The organism is Paenibacillus sp. Soil522, assembly GCF_001428245.1.
Classification (GTDB): domain Bacteria; phylum Bacillota; class Bacilli; order Paenibacillales; family Paenibacillaceae; genus Pristimantibacillus.
In genome coordinates this window covers 56,123-81,572 of record NZ_LMRV01000110.1, presented here as the reverse complement: position 1 = coordinate 81,572, position 25,450 = coordinate 56,123, and the positions used below count along the sequence as shown (strand labels likewise).

At 49.9% G+C, this 25,450-nt stretch carries 21 protein-coding genes; 5 read left to right on the top strand and 16 right to left on the bottom strand.

Annotated features, from left to right (window positions below; translation table 11 throughout):
* Positions 1-738 precede the first annotated feature (738 nt).
* Positions 739-1,218 carry an MFS transporter gene (locus tag ASG81_RS28635; RefSeq protein ID WP_162255084.1) on the top strand — a complete coding sequence of 160 codons (480 nt, stop codon included), beginning with the start codon at positions 739-741 and terminating at the stop codon, positions 1,216-1,218.
* A gap of 173 nt (positions 1,219-1,391) precedes the next feature.
* Here ASG81_RS28635 and ASG81_RS28630 read toward each other — a convergent pair whose 3' ends face one another.
* The 5 genes from ASG81_RS28630 to ASG81_RS28610 form a co-directional block, all read right to left on the bottom strand.
* Positions 1,392-2,699: a hypothetical protein gene (locus ASG81_RS28630; RefSeq protein WP_056642928.1), complete on the bottom strand. Its 1,308-nt coding sequence runs from the start codon at positions 2,697-2,699 to the stop codon at positions 1,392-1,394.
* A 166-nt stretch (positions 2,700-2,865) separates the two neighbouring features.
* Entirely contained in the window at positions 2,866-4,530 is a 1,665-nt protein-coding gene (locus tag ASG81_RS28625) for an alpha-amylase family glycosyl hydrolase (RefSeq protein ID WP_056642925.1), read from the bottom strand.
* A gap of 4 nt (positions 4,531-4,534) precedes the next feature.
* The gene (locus ASG81_RS28620; protein ID WP_056643275.1) at positions 4,535-5,374 is read right to left on the bottom strand and encodes a sugar ABC transporter permease; all 840 of its coding nucleotides are present in this window, start codon (positions 5,372-5,374) and stop codon (positions 4,535-4,537) included.
* 2 nt (positions 5,375-5,376) lie between these two features.
* The gene (locus ASG81_RS28615; protein ID WP_056642922.1) at positions 5,377-6,690 is read right to left on the bottom strand and encodes a carbohydrate ABC transporter permease; all 1,314 of its coding nucleotides are present in this window, start codon (positions 6,688-6,690) and stop codon (positions 5,377-5,379) included.
* A gap of 119 nt (positions 6,691-6,809) precedes the next feature.
* A complete protein-coding gene (locus ASG81_RS28610; RefSeq protein WP_056642920.1) occupies positions 6,810-8,135 on the bottom strand; it encodes a sugar ABC transporter substrate-binding protein in 1,326 nt (441 codons plus the stop codon).
* Positions 8,136-8,655: 520 nt separating this feature from the next.
* On the opposite strand from ASG81_RS28610, the gene ASG81_RS28605 reads away from it, so the two are divergent.
* From ASG81_RS28605 to ASG81_RS28595, 3 genes are all read left to right on the top strand, one after another.
* Positions 8,656-9,684, top strand: coding sequence for a LacI family DNA-binding transcriptional regulator (locus ASG81_RS28605; RefSeq protein WP_056642918.1), 1,029 nt, complete (start codon positions 8,656-8,658; stop codon positions 9,682-9,684).
* A 4-nt stretch (positions 9,685-9,688) separates the two neighbouring features.
* Positions 9,689-11,635 (top strand): glycoside hydrolase family 15 protein, encoded by a 1,947-nt coding sequence (locus ASG81_RS28600; protein WP_056642915.1) that lies wholly within the window; start codon positions 9,689-9,691, stop codon positions 11,633-11,635.
* 138 nt (positions 11,636-11,773) lie between these two features.
* Positions 11,774-12,043 carry a hypothetical protein gene (locus ASG81_RS28595; protein WP_056642912.1) on the top strand — a complete coding sequence of 90 codons (270 nt, stop codon included), beginning with the start codon at positions 11,774-11,776 and terminating at the stop codon, positions 12,041-12,043.
* A gap of 94 nt (positions 12,044-12,137) precedes the next feature.
* Here the strand turns inward: ASG81_RS28595 and ASG81_RS30470 are convergent, their stop codons facing one another.
* Entirely contained in the window at positions 12,138-12,326 is a 189-nt protein-coding gene (locus ASG81_RS30470; protein ID WP_081417644.1) for a carbohydrate-binding module family 20 domain-containing protein, read from the bottom strand.
* A gap of 431 nt (positions 12,327-12,757) precedes the next feature.
* Between ASG81_RS30470 and ASG81_RS28585 the strand changes: the two genes are divergently transcribed.
* Positions 12,758-13,219 carry a Dps family protein gene (locus ASG81_RS28585; RefSeq protein ID WP_056642906.1) on the top strand — a complete coding sequence of 154 codons (462 nt, stop codon included), beginning with the start codon at positions 12,758-12,760 and terminating at the stop codon, positions 13,217-13,219.
* Positions 13,220-13,304: 85 nt separating this feature from the next.
* Here the strand turns inward: ASG81_RS28585 and ASG81_RS28580 are convergent, their stop codons facing one another.
* From ASG81_RS28580 to ASG81_RS28535, 10 genes are all read right to left on the bottom strand, one after another.
* On the bottom strand, positions 13,305-16,067 hold the full coding sequence (locus ASG81_RS28580) for an ABC transporter permease (RefSeq protein ID WP_056642903.1): 2,763 nt from the start codon (positions 16,065-16,067) through the stop codon (positions 13,305-13,307).
* Positions 16,064-16,774: an ABC transporter ATP-binding protein gene (locus ASG81_RS28575; RefSeq protein ID WP_235549073.1), complete on the bottom strand. Its 711-nt coding sequence runs from the start codon at positions 16,772-16,774 to the stop codon at positions 16,064-16,066. The genes ASG81_RS28580 and ASG81_RS28575 overlap by 4 nt, the downstream gene beginning before the upstream one ends.
* 70 nt (positions 16,775-16,844) lie before the next feature.
* Positions 16,845-18,155: a sensor histidine kinase gene (locus ASG81_RS28570; RefSeq protein ID WP_056642897.1), complete on the bottom strand. Its 1,311-nt coding sequence runs from the start codon at positions 18,153-18,155 to the stop codon at positions 16,845-16,847.
* Entirely contained in the window at positions 18,152-18,859 is a 708-nt protein-coding gene (locus ASG81_RS28565) for a response regulator transcription factor (RefSeq protein WP_056642894.1), read from the bottom strand. Before ASG81_RS28565 ends, ASG81_RS28570 begins: the two co-directional genes overlap by 4 nt.
* 140 nt (positions 18,860-18,999) lie before the next feature.
* Positions 19,000-19,632 carry a fumarylacetoacetate hydrolase family protein gene (locus ASG81_RS28560; RefSeq protein ID WP_056642892.1) on the bottom strand — a complete coding sequence of 211 codons (633 nt, stop codon included), beginning with the start codon at positions 19,630-19,632 and terminating at the stop codon, positions 19,000-19,002.
* A gap of 64 nt (positions 19,633-19,696) precedes the next feature.
* Complete coding sequence (locus tag ASG81_RS28555; RefSeq protein ID WP_056642889.1) at positions 19,697-21,628, bottom strand: ABC-F family ATP-binding cassette domain-containing protein; 1,932 nt, start codon at positions 21,626-21,628, stop codon at positions 19,697-19,699.
* 169 nt (positions 21,629-21,797) lie between these two features.
* Complete coding sequence (fumC, locus tag ASG81_RS28550) at positions 21,798-23,183, bottom strand: class II fumarate hydratase (protein ID WP_056642886.1); 1,386 nt, start codon at positions 23,181-23,183, stop codon at positions 21,798-21,800.
* A 183-nt stretch (positions 23,184-23,366) separates the two neighbouring features.
* A complete protein-coding gene (locus tag ASG81_RS28545; protein WP_056642884.1) occupies positions 23,367-24,242 on the bottom strand; it encodes a glycoside hydrolase family 43 protein in 876 nt (291 codons plus the stop codon).
* A 113-nt stretch (positions 24,243-24,355) separates the two neighbouring features.
* A complete protein-coding gene (locus ASG81_RS28540) occupies positions 24,356-25,024 on the bottom strand; it encodes a bifunctional 2-keto-4-hydroxyglutarate aldolase/2-keto-3-deoxy-6-phosphogluconate aldolase (RefSeq protein ID WP_056642874.1) in 669 nt (222 codons plus the stop codon).
* A gap of 86 nt (positions 25,025-25,110) precedes the next feature.
* Positions 25,111-25,437, bottom strand: a complete 327-nt coding sequence (locus tag ASG81_RS28535) for a Dabb family protein (protein WP_056642871.1) — start codon at positions 25,435-25,437, stop codon at positions 25,111-25,113.
* Positions 25,438-25,450 lie beyond the last annotated feature (13 nt).

The window sequence follows — 25,450 nt, the reverse complement described above, 5'->3', positions numbered from 1 at the left end:
GGCAGAAGTGATAATATCCCCGGCCGTAACGAGCAGCTGCCCAAAGAACTGTATGAGATCCGGAAGATTATCAGCATTAACAGCCGGCTCAGCCGTATTATTAACTCTACCTTTTCCACTTTTTGCGCCTCTTGCAAGGTAATCACTGTTGTGTCTTATATAAATCCCTCATTTCTCGAAAAGCGAAGCTATAACAAGTTATTCGTAATGGTTTATTTAGGTGCCAGTCTAATGGGCTTGCCGTGCCGGAGGCAGTGACTCGGATTCAATACGATAACCGCAAATCCGAAGAAGCCTTTCAGCTAATGATGAAGCTTATTGATGATCCCTTGAATGGGCCATTAAAGTTAGAGCGAGTCCCAGCTACTGGCCTTACTTTGTATAGCAGCAAAAAGCTGCGAACGGCTGCATGCCGTCAAGCTGCAGCACCTGCTTGCGACTAAATTACGGTAATAATAGGCCTTATTCATCGAAAACTAAGCATTCTTAGGAAAATAGCGGAACAACGGGGGCTTATTTCGGTCAAACCAATCATTTAACCTCAAAATGAGCCTTTCTTGCCGAAATGAGGCTATTAATTACCGTTCTCAACGGATGCCACGAAGCCGCAAGCGTCATTAAACATGATTTAATGGACGGCTTCCGCTACGTCTGGCATGTACTTTTGCCAAAGCTGCCCTCATCCTGCTTCCGCTCGTCATGTTCTTCTTTCTGTCTACGTTTATGCTTATTCAAGTGATGGCAGTTCAGGAGTGGAAGGCAGAGCCTTTCGTATTCGGTTTGCTGGAAGCCTGCATCCCGCTTGGCTACGTGATCGGCTCCCTCCTCATTATGCGGCTTGATCAGCGGCTAAAAAACAGGGGAAAATGGATCATTGGGAGCATGATCCTGATGGGGCCGTTATTCATTGTGATTGCCCAGATGGCGACTGCTGCGATAGCCCTGCCGCTCATTTTACCCGTCGGCTTTCTGTTCTCGTTCAGTACGACCATTATCTTTATCGTTCTCCGGGTAATCATTGAGCCTGCTCTGCAGGGCAGAGTGTTCGGACTGCTCGGTGCGCTGACGAGCGCCTCGCCCCCTATCGGGTTAACCGTCTTTTCCACCCTTTCCGATATCAATGGACCGGCTATTATCATAACGATAAGCGGCACCACTATGCTCCTTATCGGCAGTATAGCGTACAGCCGCATGAAGCCGATCCGAAATGTCAATTAGCGTGCGTGCTTGCAGAAGATTGGGATATTGAAGTAAGGCAATGATCTACCGCGGCGATCCCTCCAGTTCTTCTATCAACGGGGTTAATTATAAATAATATTTATGATAAAAGATCATAAGAAATATTCATCACTCGTAGGGTGGGGGCTACTTGACGCCTACAATGGAACTATCTATTGTCCTTCGCTTAAACCGGAGTAACTGTTGTATTGTCCCCAATTCCGCGTTTCATGGCCCGGCTCCCGCGGATCGACATAATCCCAAGTGTTGTAAAACGGCTTCAGAGCGATGGAATAGCTATCGCCGTAATAGGTACCATTGGCCGATAAAATGTCTAAATGGACCGAAACCGTTTGTTTTGCTCCTAAATATTTATCGCCAGTCTCATTGTAATCCCCGGAACCCGTATCCCAACTGGTTATATGGTCAATATATTGAACGACTTCTAAATTAGTACCCTCTGAATTTTGATAAGCCCGCACCGACGTACTCGTTGATGGATCAGATCCGGACCAATAGGTGTAACCGTCCCTTGTATCCTCATAAGACAAAGTCACGTTTGCTGTCTTTTGCTTGCCCGTTTCGCTGGTCAGCGTCAGTTTTACTTCTTCCGGGTTGATTTGATCAGGGGTAAAGGTATATACGCCGAACGTTTCCGAAGAGCCTTTTTGATGAGATTCATTGTATTGGCTTTTCCAGTTGATTTCATAATCTGATGTGTATTCGTAATGTGAATGGTACTCCACGGTTTTGTTGTTTTCAACAGCTTCAATCGTAAATGTCATATCATTGTTGGAGTCGGCATAATCCCCCGGTTCCACACCGGTAATGTTCACTTTAAGCGTGTATGTTCCGGCTTTGGCAAGAGTCAGCATAAAAGCGGCTTGTGCTTGTCCCCCTGCATTCACCACTAACCTTTCTGCGGTATCAAGCACATTGGAACCATCAAGGATCTGCACGTTTGCTATAGCGCCGACATCTCCGTTCAGTTCTTTAATATTCGCGGTTACGGAGAATGGTTCATTTACTTTGACCTTATCTGTCGCTTGCACTTTATCGACAACAAGATCCGGTTTGAGCAGGACGTTTGTTTTTCCGCTTAACACTTCCTCGTCCGCTGTCTGATCATTTTGTACATGAATCCTTGTTTCTAACGATTGGTATCTTTCAAAATCATTTAGCTTTATATCGGTTAGTTCCGGGGAAGCGGCAACGTTGAAGAGATTCTTGGCGTAGATGAGTTTTCCTTCCAAATCGTAGGACTTAAGCTGGATTTTCTTGAGTATGTCCGGGGGGATCATTTCATTTGATTTAGGAGTAATCTTGACATACAAATCGGTTACGCTGTCTTTTCCTTTTAATGCTTGCAAAGCAAGGTCATAAGAGTTTATCGTACCTTCATTCGCAGGCACTGCAGATACGGTCCCTACGAAGAACAGAAGCAAGAAAAGCACCATAAGCACTGACAAAATACGCTTCATAACAACGCCCTCTCTTTCATTTACAATAAATGTCTTTAATTATCTTAATATTTATTAAAGATAAACGCATCCCTCCCGAGAACCATAGACCTGCGTATTAGGAATAAAACCGTAGTCTTGCAAAAAAGAGGGAACCGCACCCGCTGTGCGATTCCCTCTATCGATTCTATTTGATAATAACCGTGCTGTACGCCGGCATAGTCAGCTTGCTTCCATCCAGATTCGTTTTGGCGCTTGTCGCATGGATAAGCTCCTGAAACATACCATAGGTTTTGGACGGCAGCAAATCAGTTGTTTGCTGTTCACCGGATAAATTGTGCACGACTAGCACCCGTTCACTCGCAATGACGCGAATATAAGCGCTCAGCTTCTTATTAGCAGGCTCCAGCTTAAACTCCGCTATTCCCCCGTCACTCAAAGCAGGCTCCTCGTTCCGCCACTTGATAAGCTCGCGGTAATGACTCAGCATCGACTGTTTATCCTCCGTCTGGGCCTCTACAGATACCGCACCCGCCTCCGCATTATAGCGGGAAATCTCCCAAGTCGTCTGCCCTTCGCCTCCGCTTGGATCGCTATACCAGCGCATCGGCTCGCGGATGTACTCATCCGGCTTAGCGCCCTTCATGCCAAGCTCCTCGCCGTAATAGAGGAAAGGCGTGCCCGGAAGAGTAAGCAGCATAGCTGCAGCCATCTTTGCATGATCGATATTGCCGTTTAATACGGTCATGACGCGGTTTTGGTCATGGTTGCTCAGAAACGGCGCATCGACGAAATTTCCGCCGGAAGACTTCTCGTAAACGCCATAAGCGCGGCCAAGCGAAAAAGCCAGGTCAACATCTTGCTCTGCATCCGCTGCGCTGAGCAAGCGCCCTGCAAGATCGAAGTGGAACGCAGAGTCGAGCGCATGATCGAAGTAAGGCGCAATGACGGTCAGCGAATCCCATACCTCTCCGATCAAATAGACATCCGGCTTCACTTTGTTCATGCCTGCGCGGAACGCCTGCCACCATGCCTTGTTCTTCACTTGAATTTCCGGCGTACTGGCCGTCGACGCGAAATCGCCGTAAATATGCTTAGCTGCATCAAGACGAAAGCCGTCGAGACCCTGCCCGAGCCAAAATTGTCCGATCTTAATCATTTCCTCGCGAACCTTCGGCTCGTCAAAATTCAGATCCGGCATGCCCTCCCAGAAGACGCCCAAATATTTGTAACTGCCGAAGCCGTGCCAAGGATCGCCGCCTAACGCGCCGTCCGCTCTCACCTGCTCATCCGACTTCGCAAAGGTATACCAGCTGCGGTACGGGCTATTCTCATCAGCTAGCGCTTCCTTAAACCAAGGATGCTCCTTGCTCGTATGATTGACGACAAGATCCATAATGACTTTGATATCACGCTTATGCGCTTCATCCATCAGCTTCTTCAAATCGTCCAGCGTGCCGTACTCCGGATTAACCGCGTAATAATCTGTCGTGTCGTAGCTATGGTAGCTGGGCGAAGCGTTGATGGGCATGAGCCAAATGCCGCCAATGCCAAGCTCCTTCAGATAATCGAGCTTAGCGGTTACGCCGTTCAAATCGCCGATTCCGTCACCATTCGTATCATAGAAGGAACGGACGAATATTTCATAATATACCTTGCCCGGCTGCTCATCAACCGTATAGGAAACAGCGGCAGGCTCCCCGCCTGGCACTTCCTCCGCCGCCTGAGGTGCTGGCGCAACTACCGCTTTCCCGCCCTGATTTCCTTCGTCCGAGAAGCAAGACGCCAATAGAGCCAGCAATAGCGAGCAGAGCAAAATGGATCCGGCAAAACGCAGTATTTTATCGTTCATCCCCTTATCCTTTCGATGCGCCGGACATCAGCCCTTGCACAAGGAAGCGCTGCAGGAAGACAAACAGCAGTGTAATCGGAATCGCAATCAGCACCGCGCCTGCAGCGAACAGTGTAAAGTTGCTGTTTTGGTAAGAGTTGACGAGATCCCACATGCCGACTGCGAGCGTCCAGTTTTCTTTGCTGCGGAGCACCAATCTGGCAAAAATAAAGTCGACCCATGACCCTGTAAATGTCGTCAGCGCCACATAGGTAAGCATCGGACGTGACAGGGGCAGCATAATTTTGATGAATACCTGCACATGGGAAGCGCCGTCGATGCGGGCCGCTTCATCCAAGCTGCGCGGGATCGTATCGTAAAAGCCTTTGACGACAAACCCGCCAAGCACAGCGCCAGCGGAATAAACGAGAATAAGAGCGGAATGCGTATCCAGCAGGTTAAGCTGCAGCAAGAAAATGAAAATAGCGATCATGCTCATAAATCCGGGAAACATGCCGAGGACAAGCATAAACGTCAACGTCATCTTGCGGCCCCTGAAGCGGAAGCGCGATAACGCGTACATGCTGAGCGTGACCAGAATGGTTGAGAAAATCATCGTCATCGTAGCTATTTTCAACGTATTCAAGTACCAGACGCCGTAGCGGAAGCTTGGATTCGTAAACAATTCCTTATAATGAACCAGCGTAAACGTATCCGGGATAAGACTTTCGCTAAATAGAGCCGTGCCCGGACGGAGCGATGACAGCAGAACCCAAAGAGCAGGATAAATGGCGCAGACGGCTATCGCGATCAAAACGAGATAGCTAAGCGTCAGACGCACGAAGTTAGCGGTTTTACGGCCCATTTTCATTGAATCATATCCTCCTCTTTGAATGACCGCGAGCGGCGGTAGTTGTAAATGGAGAACGACGCCACGATCAAGAAGATGATGATGCCGATCGCAGATGCCATATTGAATTGGCTGTTGTTCAGCGTCAGCTTATACAGCCAGGTTACAAGCAAGTCCGTGCTCCCCGCAAATTGATAATTGCCTTTAACCGGGTCGCCGTTCGTAAGCAGGAAAATAACGTTAAAGTTATTCATATTGCCGGCAAACTGCGTAATCAGAATCGGCGCGGTCGAGAACAAGACGAATGGCAAAGTAATGATCTTGAATTTCTGGATGCCTGTCGCTCCGTCTACGTCCGCCGCCTCGTACAGGTCTTTCGGAATAGCAGTCAATACGCCAAGAATAAGAACCATAGATACCGGGATCCCGATCCACATATTAACCAAAATTACAGTAACCTTCGCCCAAAACGGGTCTGTCAGCCAAGGCAGCTTGCCGAGGCCAAAGTGTCCTAAGTATTGATTGATCGGACCAAACTGCCCGTTAAACAAATTTTTCATAACGAGCAGGGAAATAAGCTGCGGAATCGCATACGGGATAATGAACAGTGTCCGCCAAAGCTTTTTGAAGCGAATGCCCTTCTGTTCAATCAGCAGCGCAACAAGCAGGCCGCCGAAATAAGTCGTTACAGTTGCGATAACCGCCCATATAATCGTCCAAGTAAATACGCCAACAAATGTATGGCTCCATGTTTTGAGCGTCAGCAGGTTAGCGAACGTTTGAAAGCCTACCCAGTCAACCAGCTTAGCTGGCGGAATATGATCAGGCGACGCATAGTTCGTGAAAGCAAGCATGATCATGAAGATGATCGGCATGATCGTTAGAAACAATACTCCTAGCGCCGGGAGTGTCAGCATCAGGTACGGAAAGTTGCGGTCCGTCACATAAGCCAGCGTTTGCCGGAAACTTACAGGCACTGTCCCTTCATCTCTCTGCTTGCCGTTTCGGTATGCATCGCGGATATTCATTACATAGATAATGACAAAAATCAAAAATAAGATTAACGTTATTAATCCGCTGATTAAGAGAAAGATCGAATGATCTCCTTTGACGGCCACACTAATTCTCCCGATTTTCTCAAGCCCCTGCGTTTTCTCTCCTAGCGTTACAACTCCCCAAACGGCTCTTCCTATATTCGGAACAAAATACATAAGCGCTGCCGCTTCGACAGCGAGCATGATTAAGCCTTTAATAAATTGGCGGTTATACAATTGGCCAAGACCCATTACGAGTAACGACAATATAGCCGCGGTGCTGCGATGACGATTCATCCCGCCTGGCTCCCTTCCTTTCATCTAAAAAAACATTGTGCCGCATCCAGCATGGATAGCTTATAAACATCGGTTCACCCGCCGAATCGATTCGGCGGGTGTACCCTCATGAAACGATATTATTTTGCAGCCGCTGCGCCGTTGTTAGCGTCTTTAATTTGTTGAACGGCATTGTCAAGCGCCTCTTTCGCATCCTTGCCGGAATTCCACACGTCAGCGAATGCTGCACCGATCGGGCTCCAAACGTTGCCCATTTCAGGAATGGACGGCATTGGCGTCGATTGGTTAAATTGCTCCAGGAAGCCTTTAACAATTTCATTTCCTTGCACGGTAGGATCCGCAGCCGCTTCAAGGTTCGAAGGAATAGCACCTGTAAGCTCGAAATCTTTCAGCTGCGCTTCTTTAGTCGATGCAAAGTACGAGAATAGACGCGCTGCATTCGGGTATTTCGAGAATGAGTTAACGTACCAAGCTTTAATGCCGGAGAAGGAAGAAGCAGGTTGGCCGTTGATGCTTGGCAATGGAGCTACGCCGAAATCAATTCCTGCGTTTCTGTAGTCGCCGATGGTCCATGGACCGTTAATATCCATAGCCAGTGTACCGCCAGTGAACAAACCTTTTTTAATATCGTAGTTGATATCGCCGGAGTTCAATGGCAAAATGCTGTTTTTCAGGGAACCGTAGTAGGTCAGACCTTTAATGGCGCCTTCCGTGTTGAGGCCGATGTCGTCTTTGTTCTGACCGTTATCGCCATAGACATAACCGCCAGTCGAGATAAACGGATAGCTGAAGTAGAAGTTTCCTACATCCCACATCAGAGCGTATTTGTTATTTTTTGTGTCATTGAACGTTTTTGCAAACGCAACGATGTCGTCAAACGTTTTGGGAACCTCAGTAATAAGTGCTTTGTTATAAAATAATGCGTATGTTTCAACAGAACGCGGATATCCATATAGTACGCCGTCATAAGTTACCGCATTTACAGCGATTTCCGAGTTTGCGCTTTTGGATTGCTCTTCGTAGAAATCATTCGGCAAAATCAATCCGGCTGTAACCGCTTTGCCAAGGTTGTCATGCGGGAACAGTACAACGTCTGCGCCAAGGCCGGCAGGGCCGTCGGTGATCAGCTTGTTGACTTGATCGCCTGCGCCGATTTCCTCGAATTTAATTTCAATGCCGTACTTTTCAGTAAATTCCTTTGCGATGGCTTCAACGAAAGGACGCTCTTCTTTACTTTCCCATACGAGCAGCGATGCGCCTTCTTCCGGAACGATATTCTCTGCATCGGCATCGGCAGCGCCTTCAGTCGTGTTGCCCGCTGTATTGTTCGCCGGAGCTTTCGCAGCGTTGCCAGCATTCTCTGTTTTGCCTCCGTTTGTCGCGCCGCCACAAGCGGAAACGATAAACAAAGCTGCGATTAATGACATTACAAACCACTTTTTCATGCTAGGTGATCCCCCTCCATAATGTGTTTCATGCCTTTTTCGGAATAGTGCCATCCAATCCATTCCATTCCATCAGCTCATTTTCATAAAATGCTGAATTCGTGCAAACAATATGCTCTGCGGAGTATTCCGAGACCTTGACCCGGCTGACCGGCATGCTTATGAAAAAGCATAGATCAGAACCTGTGCAAACGTTTGTACAAGCACAGCTGGAAAATGCCGTGTAATCGGATTTTTTATCGTTTCACACGTTTATCAACCTAACATAATGGAATTGAAAGCGTTCTATTCGTGATTTCATCATACAACAGAGTGTGGGATTTGTTAAAACGTTTGCACAGTTCAATATTTGAAAGAAATAAGATGTTATCTTCGATTTTCACCGATTCTCTCTCTCTCATTCAGTTTTATAACATTTGTGGAACGCTTTCTTAAGATATATATTTACTTTTAGACAACAGTTGCATTAGGATGAAGCATATACAGCACACGATTGCGCAAGCAGGGGGCTAAAATTAATATGGTAACCATTAAAGATATTGCAAAAGCTGCCGGGGTATCTCCTTCAACGGTTTCCAGGGTCGTATCCAATCACCCTCGAATCAGTAAAGCTACTACGCAGAAGGTTAAACGGTTTATGGAAGAAATGGGCTACCATCCGAATGCAATGGCCAAAAGCCTTGTCTCTAAGACGACTCAAACGCTGGCGATTATGCTGCCCCGTCCTGCCGAAGAGCTGTTTCAGGATTTCTTCTTCGGAGAATTGCTGCGCGGAATACTGACGCAATCGACGCGGGCGGGTTACGATATGCTGCTGACGGCAGCCACCTCGCCGAGCGATGAGACCGAAACGGTATCCCGCCTCGTATTTGGACGACGGGTAGATGGCGTTATTTTGTTATCCTCCCGGGTAAATGACCCTTTGATCGATCTATTGAACAAGCATGAGTTCCCTACCGTATTAATTGGCCGCACCGATGATCATCCTAATATTTTATCTGTCGACAATAACAATGAGATCGCCGCATATGACGCGACGCAGCATTTAATTCTCCAAGGCCATGAAAGAATCGGCTTCGTTAGCGGACCGCCTTCACTAACCGTTGCCCATGACCGGATGGAAGGTTACCGCAGAGCCATGCGCGAAGCCGGCTTGCCGGTAAGACCGGAATGGATCGTTGAGGGCGAGTTTTTGCAGCAAAGCGGCTATCGCGCCATGTCGTTCATAATGAGCCTGCCCGAGAGACCAAGCGGCTTAGTCGTCATTGACGATGTCGTCGGCTTCGGCGTACTGCGCGGCCTGACTGAGCTTGGTTATAAAGTACCGGATGATCTAAGCATTGTAAGCTTCAATAACATTGCATTATCCGAGCTTGCCACTCCCCCGATCAGCTCCATTGATATCGGAACATACCAGCTTGGCTACACCGCTTCGCAAATGTTAATCCGTTTCATTCAAGAAGGAAGCGTGCATCAAAACCGCATGATTATTCCGCACAGGCTGATCGTTCGCGAATCATCTATACTAACTGTAACTAAAAGGAGTTAACAGCATGTCAAATAAAAAACCGTATCTCGTAGATGCCATTATTGGCAATTCAAATTTTCTCGCATCGCTTGGCCGCACAGGTAAAATGTACCGTCTGTGGTGGCCGAATATCGATTTGCCGCAGCATGTGGATGCCATTCGCACCGGCATTCAACTACCGCACTCACCCGTTTCTTGGTTTGACGAACAAGCAGACGGCTGGAAGCATGAGGCAGAATACGTGGCAAAAACCAACATTTTCCGCGTTAGCGCCCGTTCCGGGCAGCAGCCGGTTCAAGTAGAAAGCTTGCATCTTGCCGTTCCCGGGCAGGATGTTATCGTTCGTGAATATACTTTTACGAACGTAGGCGAACAGCCCGTTTCCTTCTCGTTTATCGTTCATTCTTCCTTTCTCGTCAGCGAAAATCAGCTGTATAATACGACATTGTTCAATGCTGCGGACGATTCCTTGGTTCATTTCCGTCATAAGTACTATTTTGCGCTTTCGAGTGCAAACGTGTGCACAGCATATCACGCAGGACTCCATTGGGACTCTGTTCAGCATGGCGAATTGAACGGCAACAACATTGATATGAGGCCGGACGGCGCTTTAAAATGGCATATTGATGCTCTTGCAGCAGGTGCATCCATAACGGTTCCCGTATATCTTACAGCAGGGCATGATGAGCAGAGCGCATTGCAGCAAATGCGGACTGCGAAAGGCAAAGCAAGCTCCGAATGGATCGCGGAAACGATGGCTTACTGGCACGAGTTTTTGGCAGCGGCAGCGCCTTGCCCGCTTGAGGATGCGGAAGTTTCCGATTTATACGACCGCTCTCTGCTTATGTTCAAGCTCATGTCCGACGAGCAAACCGGCAGTATTATTGCCGCTCCGGAATTCGACGAAAAATTTGCCCGCTGCGGCGGATATTCGTTCTGTTGGGGCCGGGATGCCGCATTCATTACGACTGCGCTTGATAAAGCGGGTCTTGGATCACTTTCCGACAGTTTTTATGCATGGACGCTTACCGCGCAATCGCCTGACGGCTCATGGCAGCAGCGCCACTATCACGATGGCAGCCTGGCTCCGTCCTGGGGACTTCAAATCGATGAAGGCGCATCGATTTTGTGGGGAATGTGGCAGCATTATTTAGAGAACAAGGACAGCCGCTTCGCTGAGCAGGTATGGCCTGCTGTCGAGAAGGGCGCTTCTTTCCTTATGAGCTTCCTGCATGCTGAAACCGGTTTGCCTAAGCCGAGCATCGATCTATGGGAAGAACGCGAAGCATCGCATACTTACTCCTCTGCCGCTGTATACGGCGGTTTGACGGCTGCTGCCAGCTTTGCCAAGCTTGCTGGCAGAACTGAGCTTGCAGCCGAGTGGACGGCTGCTGCCGTGCGGATTTCAGCTGCGATTAAGGAGCTTTGCTGGAATGAGGAAATCGGAAGCTTCTACCGCGGCGTAAATCTTACCGTTCCTTCAAGCAAGTACGAGCAAGCTATCGCAGCCGGCGCGACCGGGTATGTGGCTGAAAGCATAAAAGGCTACAAAAAATATACGCTTGACCACGATGCCGTGATCGATATCAGCTTGCTCGGCATCGCCGTTCCTTTCGGCGCCGTTCCGGCGGACCATGACTATATGCGGCGTACAGCCGATGCTGTGGAATCCGCATTGACCGTGCCGGGCGTAGGAGGTATTAAGCGCTATGAGGATGACATCTATATTGGAGGCAATCCATGGATTCTCACCACGCTATGGCTCGCCCACTACCGTATTCAAACCGGAAGCGTTGACGAAGCGAAGCAGCTGCTGAAATGGGCGATCAATCACCGCACCGAGACTGGCCTGCTCCCTGAGCAAGTGGATAAACACACAGGCGAAACGGCATGGGTTGTCCCGCTTACGTGGTCGCATGCGATGTTTATTTTGACCGTCTTTATGCTTGCGGAAGCGGAAAGCCGTGCGTAATTTCATCCTTCTAGCTGAGTAATTGTTGGCCGACGGTAACCGATACCGTCGGTTTTTTTTTGAAGCTTAGTTGTCCACACAATTCGTTCAATTTTCTCATATATTGTAATCGATTGCGATAAAAAGGAGGAATAGTAAATGGCCTATCCCAAAGTGAAATTTAAATTTAACGGCAATCTATTAAGAAAACTACTACTCAAAAAAATCCGAATTACAACAAATGCTCGTACTTTCACTGGAACACTTATATGTTTTGACCAATTTGTGCTAACACTAAGAATAAGACACGCAGGAAAAACTTTGTTTATAACCATTCCCCAGAATAAAATCAATGCAATCATTGGTTCTGTCGGACCTCAGCCGCAGCCCCGTTCTGGAGCCTGGTACGGCCGATGCATAACAGGGTGAACAGCGTTGAATCACATGCTGATAAACATCCATACGAACAGCGGTTGTCATCAATGATCAACCGCTGTTTCGTATACATAACAAAATCAATCCGTTACTGCCAATTGTATACGCTGGTATCTGCCGTTCCCGTAGAACTCGAAGGAGAGGTATACGAGCGGTTGCTTCCGCTTTCCCAGACGACATTGCCGCTGCTGTCCTTCTTAATGAATTTGAACTCGAAGGTCGTCCCTTTCGGTACACTAACCGGCAGGAACCATACCGGGTAGTTAGGATTCATCATCGCTTCTGGTCTTATTTATGTTGAATTGATCTCATACGCATCCAAAACAGCTGAATAACGCCGAACTTTTCCTCTATTTCAGTCGGTAACGTAGAATTGGATGATATAGTACCACTTTTTCCCGTTATACTTTGGCAGCACGAGTCGAATGAATTTATAGTTTCCGAACTGTAACAGAAATCTCACTTCGTCCTTCGAATGAGGTGAGCAGAGAGCATTCAGCAAACAAGCTCCCTATTTATGAAGCTGAACTTATATGCATAATTCATTTCCTGCACGATGGTGTAATGATATTGACAAACCTCTTGTAGTTTGTAATAATTATAAATAAGTAATTAGTCTAATTAACTGAGGTTTCAAAAGCAACTCGGCCATTTTTCGTATTTGAAAACGGTTAATAGCACAGACTACCACCTGAAAGGATGATTACGATGACTACTACAGCTGCAGCTACACCCACAACCGTACAACAGCATTTAAACCGCCAAATCGCCAACTGGAGCGTGCTTTACATCAAGCTTCACAATTACCATTGGTATGTGAAGGGCTCCCAGTTTTTCACTTTGCACGCTAAGTTCCAAGAGTTATACGAGGAGGCTGCGCTTCACGTCGATGAGATTGCAGAGCGTCTGCTGGCCGTAAAGGGCCAACCGATAGCAGCGATGAAGGATTATTTGAAAACCTCGAGCATTCAAGAAGCTTCCAATAAAGAGGATGCCACGCAGATGGTCGATCAATTAATCGAGGATTTCACGACGATCATCGGAGAGCTGAAGGAAGGCATGGAAGCGGCACAGAAGGCTGACGATGAAACAACGGCAGATATGCTTCTTGCGATTCATACAACGCTCGAGAAGCATGTGTGGATGCTGAACGCTTTTAACGGCAAATAAGCTGCATAAGCTACGGCAACGAGGGTGCCCCATAAGCGGAAATCGCTGCCGGGGCACCCTCGTTATCCCGCTCGTTCCTAAACCGCTAATCATTACCCATTCTAAGTGCATCCGCCGGCTTAAGCTTTAGCGCCGCCCTTGCAGGCGCGATATTAATTAACAAAGAAGCAAGCAGCAAGCCGCCGATAATCGGCAGAAGAATGTCAAACGGGTAATGATAAATAATCGGCTCTTCAAATACGCGTATGTCCTTCCGGGTACTTTCCACGAATATACGCCCCCCGCTCGAACCGATTGCAAAGCCGACCAACAAGCCGATCGCGCTTATGACGAAGCCTTCGATAAAAAACATCCAATAAATATGTTTGCCGGGCAGTCCCATGCAGCGCATCATCCCAATCTGCTTGCTCCGCTCGCGCACCGCTCTGAACTGAATGATCGCAAGCCCCATCAATCCAATGCAGGCCGAAATCACGGTAAAGCCTACGAAGCCGTAACCGAGCTGCTTGCTCATTAATTGCTCCGCTGAATTTTTCAAGTAAGGCACGTTAAAGGTCAGTACTCCTTGAATGGCGAACCTCTCCTCAAGCGTTTGCGCCAGATTTATGTCCTTATAGTCAAATTGGAATAAAACAAATCCAAGGTCGTTTTGAGCGGCCCATTTATAGCCAAGAGGGCGAAGCTCCTCTACTACGGTTTTGTGCATAAAGGTAGCTCCGTAAAAGTCCATCAATAGGGTGGCCGCATCATTCGGTACAAATCCGGCGACGGTGAACGTACGCTGCGCAACAGGCTCCCATGCTTCCTGATTTGTTCTAAGTTTATTCTCATAAACAGGAAGCGTAATGATATCCCCCGCCTTCACAAGCGTTATAGCTTCAGGAAACAGCGGGTCCTCTATCATATAAAAATGAGGTAAAATAATATATTTAGGGTCATTAAATACAGCTTTCCAAGCGGCTTCATCACTTGAAAATGCTGGTGATCTGGCGAGTAATGTTATGCTATTATGCTGCAGCAGCTCCCCGGTAACCGGAACAGCCGCTTGTGCTAGGCCGCGTTCTACCATGTTAAGCATGTAGGGCTCTGCGAACATCGTCCCCTTTATATGCTCCCTGATAAAGGGATCGTCGGCAGCGGCTGCCTCGATTTTTGCCTTCTCTTCGGCCGTACGGTACGAAGCATAGCCGCCAAAGCCAAAAACGGTTTGGTTCGTCCGATCAACATTCACGTTTGCGAGAATGACCTGCATCAAGCAAACCATAAAAGTGATGGCCATCATGACAAGCGCGAACATAAGCGCTGCCGTATAGGTTCTCCCTCTATACCGGCGAGGATATTTAATGGCAAGCATCAGCGATACCGGAGGCACGCCGACAAGCCGAAAAAGCTTCTGAAGAGGAGCATCGAGTTTGCCTAATGCGGCTAAAGCAGCAGCAAGCACGGTACAGCAGGCTATGAGCCAGGTTGATGCAATGATCAGCATATTTTCACCGTTTAATTCCGGCGGCCAAGCGAATGCAAACATAAGATGGATACAAGTGGCCGATAAGCCGCCAATCCGCAGCATTCGAATTACCATTCGTTTTTTGTTTTTCTTCTTTCCTTCTCCTTCACCGTCCGAAGGGCCCCGCAGCGCTTCAACAATTTTGAATTGGCTTACCTTACGGGCAGCAAATATAGAAATCACACTAAGAAACGATAGAATCGCTACAAATACAGCAGCCACAGTTCCTATCGACACATAAGGATGAATCTTTATAGGACTACCGGCCATTCGAGCCAGCTCTTCAGAATAAGCGCCGTAAAAGAGATGAATAAGGCCATATCCGCCTGAAATTCCGAGCAGCGTTCCGAGCAATGAACTGAATAGGGAAAGCAGAATCGCTTCCACGATAAACATGGCCGCTATATTTCCTTGGGAGAGACCGATTGCGCGCAGGATGCCGTATATCTCCTGCCTCGATTCGCCGATCATCACTAAAACCTGGCGCATGAACAGCATGCTGGAGACGACAGCTACGAAACTGATCATTCCGATAATCATAGAGTGATTCAGCTTATCGACCTTGCTCTTAAAATCATACTTCAGATACTGAACTTTGTACGGATGGTCTGGAATGAGAAACATTCCCTGCAGATCCACAGACGGATCCAAGGCTCCGGCGAGTATAGCTTCATAGCCGTCTCCAGCCTGACCGGACAGCTCCCGAACGGTACGCTCGGTGCCGATAATCGTACCGGTGAACGCACCGGATTCAAGGTAGCCTGTCAGCCCCCGCTGCTCCGTCACTTTACGAATCCGAAACAGCTTATCCCCGTTCGAAGCAGCAGCAGACAGCGTATCTCCGGTATCAACCTGCAGCAATCTGGCTGTTTCGCGGTTAATAATAAGCTCATCATCAGCCAAGCCATCCTTCCACAGCTCAGCGCCTGCCGGATCAAAACGGGCAGCCTCCTCCCTGGAAAACCCGATAAACAGCATATTCTTCAGGGCTGTCTCCTCGTCCGTATTCGCATTTTTGGCAACAACGACAGCTTCCGTCTTCACGTAAGGCAGCAGCTTAAAGCCGTTATTTGCCGTGCGGGTGTAATCCATAAGAAACGCGGTTTCCTTCGCTGAAAAGCCGCTGGAATCAAATTTCTCCGGCGTCAGCTTCCAGTTGATTGGTCCAAGATGCGACTCGATCCACTCTTCCCCGCTGCGCTTAACTGATTCATAGTTTACCGCGCTGACCGCGATCAGCATCGCTCCGATGGCTCCCGCCACAATCGTAACCAGCGTCTGCTTCCATTGTTTCTTCAAATGGCCAAGCGCCATTCGCCATACAACGCTTGACATCATCATAAGGAACCGCCTCCATCATGAATGACCCGGCCATTTTGCAAACGGATTGCGTACGATGTCCGGTTAGCTATCCGAGGATCATGGGTGACGATTACGATGGTCGTTCCGTGATGACGATTCAGCATTTCCAGCATGCCGATAATTTGCTCAGCCGAGTCCGTATCCAGCGCGCCTGTCGGTTCATCCGCCCAAATGATATCCGGTCTTCCTACTATCGCGCGGGCAATCGCAACCCGCTGATTTTGCCCGCCTGACAGAGTACCTGGATATTGACTAGCCTTTTCAGCAAGCCCAACCTCCTTCAGCGCTTCAAGAGCCCTCTCTTTCGCCTTGCTGGCGGGAATACCCGAGGCGATTAGCGGCAGCGCCGTATTTTCCCATGCGTTCAATACGGGTACAAGGTGGTAGGCTTGAAAAATGAACCCCATTCTCGCAAGACGCAGCTTCGCTATCCTTTTGTCATCCCATGTATGGATAGGCGCGCCACCAATCCAAATCTCGCCGCTGTCGCTGGACTCGATTCCCGCCAAAATATGCAGCAATGTCGTTTTACCGCAGCCGGAAGGCCCCGTTATCGAGACCATCTCACCTTGATTAATCGTAAATGAAACGTCGCGGAGCGCCCTTGCTGCCGCTTCTCCCTTGCCGTACGTCTTCGTTAAGCCTTTTACCGTAATCATCCCGTCTATCTTCACCTCTTGTTCCATTGAATGCCTTAACTCTAGCAAATCCATATGCATTCATGATGGAGCAAATATGCAGAACTTGTGCAGTTGGTTAGCCTTCTATAATAGGCAGACTCAGCGTAAACGCGGCGCCTTTGCCATAATGGCTTGATACGCTTAGCTTCCCGCCATGCGCGAGCGCGAATTGCTTCGCAATCGCAAGTCCAAGACCAAGACCTGATCCGCGCTTGCCTGCATCTGACTGACCCCCTCCTCTATAAAAGCGGTCAAATACATAGGCAAGCTCCTCTTCCTCAATCCCTAAGCCGTCATCGGCAATCTCGAGCTCCGCTTGCCCTCCGGTTAAACGAACCTCTACCCGAAGCTTTTGGCGTGCATGCTGCATCGCATTGCCGATCAGGTTTATAATGATTTGCCTTATACGAATTTCATCTGCATAGATGCGAATGTCAAGGTCCATATCCATGCTTGTCTGAATCGCTTGTTCCTCCGTACCGACGACAAGCGTCTCAGCCACGGCCGCAGCCAGTTCCGTTAATGAAAACCAGCTTTTGCTCAGCGGCAAATGACCCGATTCAGCGAGCGACAGCTCCTGCAGGTCGCGCACAAGCTTCGTAAGACGGAGCGTCTCGTCATGAAGCGATACCGTTCTCTCTAACGGAAGCGGCTGCCCTTTCTGTATGGCATGATCCAGCTGCGTTCGCATCACCGCGATTGGCGTACGAAGCTCGTGGGCTATATCCGCTACCATAGTCCGCCGCACGGTCTCCAATCGTTTGACCCTCCTCGCAAGCCCGCCTACCTGATCCAAAGCGTTATGTATATTGACGCCGCCAATCGCCCTGCTATTATCCATTAAGGCTGTCTGCTCCCCAATCGCTGCAGCAATGCGGCGCTCCGTCTGCTCCGAGGCACGCTGCGAACGGCGCATCATCCATGCTCCGCCTATGTATATAAGCACCGCTGACACCAACGGCGGCAGCATAACCCTTGCACTTATGAAATTCTGCACCGCATGACCGACTTGCGTATAGCCGACAATCGCACCGTTCGAGAGAACCGCTATTTTCCGGGTCTCGCGACCGCTGTTTATTTTGTTTCCCAGCCCGGCTATTTTGGCGGTCCCATCAAGGCCATAAACCGCGAGCGCAAACGTCTTATCCTCTGCGACCATAAACCGGTCGGATTGAAGACGCTCCTCAAGGCCAGCCCAGCTTCCCGTTTTCTCGTAAAATAATTTGGCATATCCGTTCCAAAACAACTCTGTCTTAACTTGCTCTTCCCGATCTATGCTTTGCATAAGCCATAACGAACAAATAAGAGTCAGCACAGCCGCAGCAACGCTTGTTCCGGCTAACCCAAGCCTGCCTCTCCGATTTCTCGCTCCAATTCCGTTACTCACTTGATTTCCTCCGTAAAGCGATAGCCAACTCCGTATACGGTTTGAATAAGCTCCAGCTTCTCATCCCCGGCCTCCAGCTTGCGCCGCAAGTTGCGAATATGGGAATCCAGCGTTCGCTCATAGCCCAGAAATCCGTCGCCAAGCGCCTTATCCATCAAATGCGTGCGTGTGAATACCCTCCCCGGATACGCCGCCAGCTTCCACAGCAGCAAAAATTCCGTACGGGTCAGGTCAAGTCTACGCTCATCCAGCACAGCCGCGAAGCGCAGCTGATCGAGCATGAGCGGTCCTCTATGAATAACCGATTCGTTCTGCGAAGGCTGTCCCGCTTCCTCCGGCTTGTTCGCTCTGCGCATAACCGCTTTTATCCGCGCGCTTAATTCCCGCAGCCCGAACGGCTTCGTCAAATAATCATCCGCGCCAAGCTCCAGCGCCAGCACCTTGTCGAATTCATCGCCCTTCGCCGTCACCATAATGAAGGGCAGCTGCCAATCCCGCTCATTCCGCTTGCAAATCTCTATTCCGCTCGCTCCGCCGGGAAGCATCCAATCGACCAGCAGCAGATCCGGATGCACCTGTGAAATGAGCAGCTCCGCTTCGGATAAAGTAGAAGCGCCATGCACTTCCACCGATTCCTTACTCAAAAAATCAGCACATTCCCGAAGCAGCTGTTGCTCATCCTCGATCCATACGATTTTCAACATCCACTCACTCTCCCATAAGTAAATTGTTACATAAAAAAACAGTTCTTCCAAGTAGGGAAGAACTGCAGCTGCCAAACCTTTCGTGCTATTTCCATAAAAAACGTTGCCTTAGCAGCAAAGCCAAGCACTAACGGCTTATCTTAAATAAGCTTCACGCTGCAGCTGCCAACCTTATTTCCCGCCCATAGCGCTTGCAGCTGATCGCCGTCCCGCAAAGCAGCTACACCTGCCGGCGTTCCCGTATACAGAATGTCGCCTGCGCCAAGTCCGTAGTGCTCTCCTACATACCTGATAAGCTCAGATACATGGAACAGCATGTCGCTTGCCTGTCCGCGCTGCGCTTCTTCTCCGTTCCGCAAAAGCACGAATTCGTACTCCGCAAGCGCCGCCGCGCCCGGATAAGGCAGCCATTCGCCCAGCGGGGCAGAGCCTTTAAAACCTTTGGCGGCAAGCCATGGCAGCCCCTTCGCCTTCAGCTTGGACTGGACGTCGCGAAGCGTTAAGTCAAGGCCAAGCGCCATGCCGTCGATGCATTGCTCCGTATCGATGCCCGGCTCATAAGCCCGGCCGATTCTCAGCACGATTTCCAGCTCAAAATGCACCTCGCCCGCATTTCCCGGCAGCTCGACGACATTTCCGTTCATCGGAACAACGGCGTGAGACGGCTTCGTGAATACGAGCGGCTTCTCAGCCACCTCGTTACCGAGCTCCAAAGCGTGAAGCCGGTAGTTGCGGCCAATACAATAAATATTGCGAATCCCGTTAGCGCTCATAAACAATCCCGCCTTCCAGCTTGTTTTATCCTATTAATTGTTCTTGCTATTAACGGTCTCCATCTTACTTCTGAGCCGCGATCCGCTCTGCCAGTTCATTCAGCTCCGCCCAGCGGTCCATCAGCTGCTCCAGCTTCTCTTCAAGCTGCTGCTGCTTCGCCATTAGCTCCTGCAGCCGCGCGGAGTCGCTGCTTGCCTCCTCCATGCGCACTGCAATCCCGTTAATTTCCGTTTCCGCATCCGCGATCCAGCCATCGATTTGCTCGAAGTCCTTTTGCTCCTTGTAGGACATTTTGAGCGCGCGCTCTTTGCCCGCCGCTTTCGCGGGCTCAGCCGCGCTGCTTGAATCGGCAATTTCTGCCGGCTTCGGCTTCGATGCAGCTGGCGCCGCGGCTCCCTGCTTCTCGACAAAAGCCTGATAGTCCGAATAGTTGCCCGTGTGATGAGTAATGACGCCGTCACCTTCGAATGCGACGATTTTATCAACCGTACGGTCTAAGAAGTAGCGGTCATGAGAGACGACGAACACGACGCCCGGAAAATCGTCCAAATAATCCTCCAGCACCGTCAAGGTCGATATATCCAAGTCATTTGTCGGCTCATCCAGCAGCAGCACATTCGGCGCGTTCATTAACACGCGCAATAGCTGCAGACGGCGCTTCTCGCCGCCGGACAGCTTCGATATCGGGGTCCACTGCATCGTCGGCGAGAACAAGAAGCGCTCCAGCATTTGACCTGCCGAAATCGTCGAACCGTCCGCCGTCTTCACCTGCTCGGCGCCCTCGCGAATGTATTCAATGACGCGCAGCGATTGGTCCATATCCTCATGCTCCTGCGAGAACCATCCCAGCTTAACGGTAGCGCCCAGCTCGACCGTTCCTTCATCCGGCAGCAATTGTCCGGTTATGAGCTTCAGCAGCGTTGACTTCCCGCTTCCGTTGCGTCCAACGATTCCGACCCGGTCCTCAGGAACAGCGATATAGCTAAAATCACGAATAAGCGTCCGATCGCCGAACCGTTTCGTCACCTCTTCGATCTCAACGATTTTCCGTCCCAGTCTGGTTGACGCAACCGACACGTCCATCTTGCCGCCCGCTTGCTTCGGCGCATCCGTCTTCAGCGCCTCGAACCGGTCGATACGCGCCTTTTGCTTCGTCGTTCTCGCCTTTGCGCCGCGCCTAATCCAAGCGAGCTCATTACGCAGCAGGTTCTGCCGCTTCGACTCCGTTGCCGCTTCACGTTCTTCCCGTTCCAGCTTCAGCTCAAGAAACCGGCTGTAGTTCGCTTGATAGAAATGGGCTTGGCCCTTATCAAGCTCGATTACACGATTACTGACACGATCCAGGAAATAGCGGTCATGCGTAATCATGAGAAGCGCGCCTCTGCGCTTTTGCAGCATGCCTTCCAGCCAGGCTACCGAATCATTATCGATATGGTTCGTAGGCTCATCGAGAATAAGCACATCGGACGGAAGCAAGAGCGCCGCCGCCATGGCGACCCGCTTGCGCTGACCGCCCGAAAACGTCTCAACCTTCGCCTCAAAATCATGAATGCCGAGCTTGGATAGCGCCATCTTAGCGTCGCTCTCCAGCTGCCACGCATCCAGCTCATCCATAAGCTGATTCGCCTTGATCAGCTGCTCCTGCAGCGCTTCGTCGCTCGGCTTCAATTCAATCGCTGCCATTGCCGACGCATAAGCCTGGACGGCTCTCAGCTGCGGCGAATCTCCGCCAAGCACATGCTCCAGCGCTGTTTCGTCCGGAGCGAACGCCGGATCCTGCGCCAGCATTCTTACGGTTACCCGGTTGCCGATCGATATGGTGCCTGAGTCGGCCGGCTCCAAGCCGGCAATAACCTTAAGGAAGGTCGACTTCCCCGTACCGTTCACGCCTATGATGCCGATTTTATCGCCATCCTCTACGCCGAATGTTACATTTTCGAACAACAGCTTCTCGCCATAGCTCTTTGTTATATGTTCTACAGACAATAAATGCATAAGGAAAACCTACTTTTTCGAATAGTATAGCTGCATAGGCAGCCTCTCGTATCATACCATAAAATTCGCAGCACTTGTGAGCATACGCATGTCTTGAAAAGCAGAAAAAAGGACCGGCGCTACGTCATGACATGACAGGCGCCGGCCCTTTGTATGCTTCATCTGTTGATTAATGTTTTCCGATCATGTTCTCCGGACGGACAAACTCGTCGAACTGCTCGGACGTCAGCAAGCCGCTCGCGATAGCCGACTCCTTCAGCGTAAGTCCTTTTTTGTGTGCATTTTTCGCAATCGCAGCCGCATTCTCGTAGCCGATATGCGGGTTAAGCGCCGTAACGAGCATGAGCGATTGATCAAGATTGCGCTTGATTGCCGCTTCGTTCGGCTCAATGCCGACCGCACAATTGTCATTGAACGATACCATGCCGTCAGCAAGCAGCGCGATCGATTGCAGGAAGTTATAAATGATTACTGGCTTGAACACGTTGAGCTCAAAGTTGCCTTGGCTCGCCGCCATTGAAATGGCTGTGTCATTACCGATGACTTGGCATACCGCCATCGTCAAAGCTTCGCTTTGCGTCGGATTTACTTTACCCGGCATGATCGAGCTGCCCGGCTCATTCTCCGGAATCGAAATTTCGCCGATGCCGCAGCGCGGACCGCTTGCCAGCCATCTTACGTCGTTGGCGATTTTCATCAAATCAGCCGCAAGCGCTTTTACCGCGCCATGCGTGTACACGATTTGATCATGGCTTGTCAGCGAATGGAATTTGTTCTCTGCCGTCACGAAGGTTTTGCCCGTAAGCGACGTTACTTCCTCCGCTACCGCAACTGCAAAGTCAGGATGAGCGTTAAGGCCTGTACCAACCGCTGTACCGCCAAGCGCCAGGTCGCGCATCGTTTCCACGCTTTGAACAAGCATGGCGCGCGTTCTGTCCAGCATAGAGTACCAACCGCTAATTTCTTGACCGAGCGTAATTGGCGTAGCGTCTTGAAGATGTGTACGGCCGATTTTTACGATATCGTTGAACTTCTCCGCTTTCGCGCGAAGCGTACCGTTAAGCAGGTCAAGCGACGGAAGCAAACGATCCTCAAGCGCGATAACGCCTGCGATGTGCATGGCTGCCGGGAAAGTATCGTTCGAGCTTTGCGAGCGGTTGACATCATCGTTCGGGTGGATGCGCACATCGCTTCCGCGTTCAGCAAGCAAGCTGTTCGCCCGGTTTGCGATGACCTCGTTAACGTTCATGTTCGTTTGCGTACCGCTGCCCGTTTGCCATACGACGAGCGGGAAGTGGTCATCCCATTTGCCGGCAACGATCTCGTCTACCGCTTCGCCGATGATCGCAGATTTAGCCGCATCCAAAACGCCGAGCTTCTCGTTGGCTTGCGCTGCTGCTTTTTTGATATAAGCCATTGCATATACGACTTCTATCGGCATGCGCTCGCCGCTGATTTTAAAGTTTTGCAGGCTTCGTTGCGTTTGCGCTCCCCACAGCTTGTCTGCAGGAACTTGAATTTCACCCATCGTGTCCTTCTCAATCCGATAATCCATTAATTGAACGACTCCTTTAATCAATTGGTTTGTCTCTTCATAACCTTGATTGTTCTTGATTGTCTCTTCATGACCCTGTTTCTGTTATAACGCTATTCCCGCCCAGAATCAAGCAATGATGCATAAATCGGCAGCGATAATTTATTCCGCTCTCCATATCCGGCTATAACGGACAAGCGTCCGTTAAGCCTTTCTCCGCAGCGTACCGTCCTTCTCTTCTACCTCAATGAAAACGGCCCGCTCGTCCGGCTGATTGTTTGGCGCATGCATCGCCAGCATAAGCCGCCCCTCCAGCGATCGGAACAGCATCCCATGTCCGCCTTCCTCAGGGAACAGCGTCTCCTTATCCTGCTTCCACGGCCCTGCGACTTTACCGGTCTCCGAACGCGCAATCCCGATTGCATAGCCGTTCTTCGAGCCGCTTGACCACAGCATGAGCAGCTCGCCCTCCTGATTTCTGAACAGGAATGGACCGTCTGTTACGTATACCTCTTTCTCGTCCCCGCCAGCTGCGGCCCAAGGCGCTTCCGAAGCGGAGAAGAGCGTAACCGGCTCCCCTCCAGCTTCGCTGAGGTCTGGGTTCAACGGAACCGCGCACATTTTTCCATCCTTTACTTGTACCCACTCATGGCAAAATACCATCCACGGCGTTCCGTCCTCTTCGATATGCAGCGTTCCGTCAAGACATTCCCAATCGGCTGGCGTAATCGGCTTGCTGCCATGCGGCTTAAAGGGACCAAGCGGGCTGTCTGCTTTTAAAATTTGCGTCGCCCGGCGCTTGTCGTCCGACTTAAAGGAGGCGAACATATAGTAACTGTCTTTATAAAAATACACCTCAGGCGCCCAGAAGTGATGATCCGCCCAAAAGCCCGGCTCCGGTCTGAAGGCAGGGTAAGGTCCGTCCCATTGTTCCAGATCCGTGCTCCGGTACGTATCGAAGCCTGTCCCCGGACCAGACCATACATTATGATCGGTTGTCCCGTAAAGGTAATAACATTTCGCTTGCTCATCTACAAATATATATGGATCACGAATTCGGATTTGTTCACGTTTAATCATTGGCTGAAAATCCCCCTCATCTCATTTAAGAACGCTTGCAAAATAGTTAATATCCTTAAAAAATCCTTAAAAAAACCCTGACAGAGGCTATTCCCCTCCATCAGGGTTTCATGCTAAAGCCCTTTCGCTTCGCGGTAAGCTGCGATATAGGCAGCCGCCTTTTTCTCAATAAGCGAGAAGTCGCCGGTTTTCACGGCATCCTTCGTCAGATCGGAGCCAATGCCGACCGCTACTGCGCCCGCCTTGATCCAATCCTTCAAATTGTCGAGCGATACGCCCCCGGTCGGCATAACGTTTGCCTGAGGCAGCGGTCCTTTGATAGAAGGAATCACGCTCGGAGAGTACAGGTTGCCCGGGAATAGCTTCACGATATCAACACCAAGCTCTAATGCGGTTTGAATTTCGTGAATCGTCATCGTGCCCGGCAAAACCGGAATCGCATATCGATTGCAAAGCTTGATTGTATCCGGGTTAAGAGCAGGAGAAACGACATATTCAGCCCCGGCCAAAATAGCTGCGCGCGCCGTTTCCGGATCAAGCACAGTGCCTACGCCGATAATGGCAAAGTTATCCGCATCGGGTGATACGGAGCTTGAATATTCCTTCGATAATTGTTCGATCGCGCGAAGCGCGAAGGGTACCGTCATCGTAATTTCAATCGCTTTGATTCCGCCTTTGATCGCGCGGCGCGACATTTCCGCAACTTCCTCTGGCGAGTCTGCGCGCAGTACAGCCACAACGCCGGCATCCGTCAGCTGCTGCAGCACCTTAAGCTTTTTCATCCGTTAGTCCCTCTTCCCATTTTGTTCATATTTGTTCGAAAATGTTCTATCTATACCGCTTATTATATGCCGTTTCGCACAAATCTTCAATCGTTGTTCTGCTTCGCGTAATCGATTTCAAGAAAATTTTCGACTTCCATCACCCATCGCTCATTCACAAATTGCACATGAAGCGGATGCTCGTTATACACGTCGTAATCGGCTTGATTCGCAAACTCCATGGAGAAGCCGTGGTGAAACTCATTTTTTGCGCTGACTTGCTTATAAACTTGAAAGTTCGTTACGGTTGGAATAGATGTAAGAATGCGCTTACCATCCGCCAAAAATTGACGCTCCGCCTCCGAACCCCGCTCATGCTTCAAGCTAAAAATAACCGAATGCAAAATCCAATCTTTCGATTGCGCCGACATCATATTCGCTCCCTCT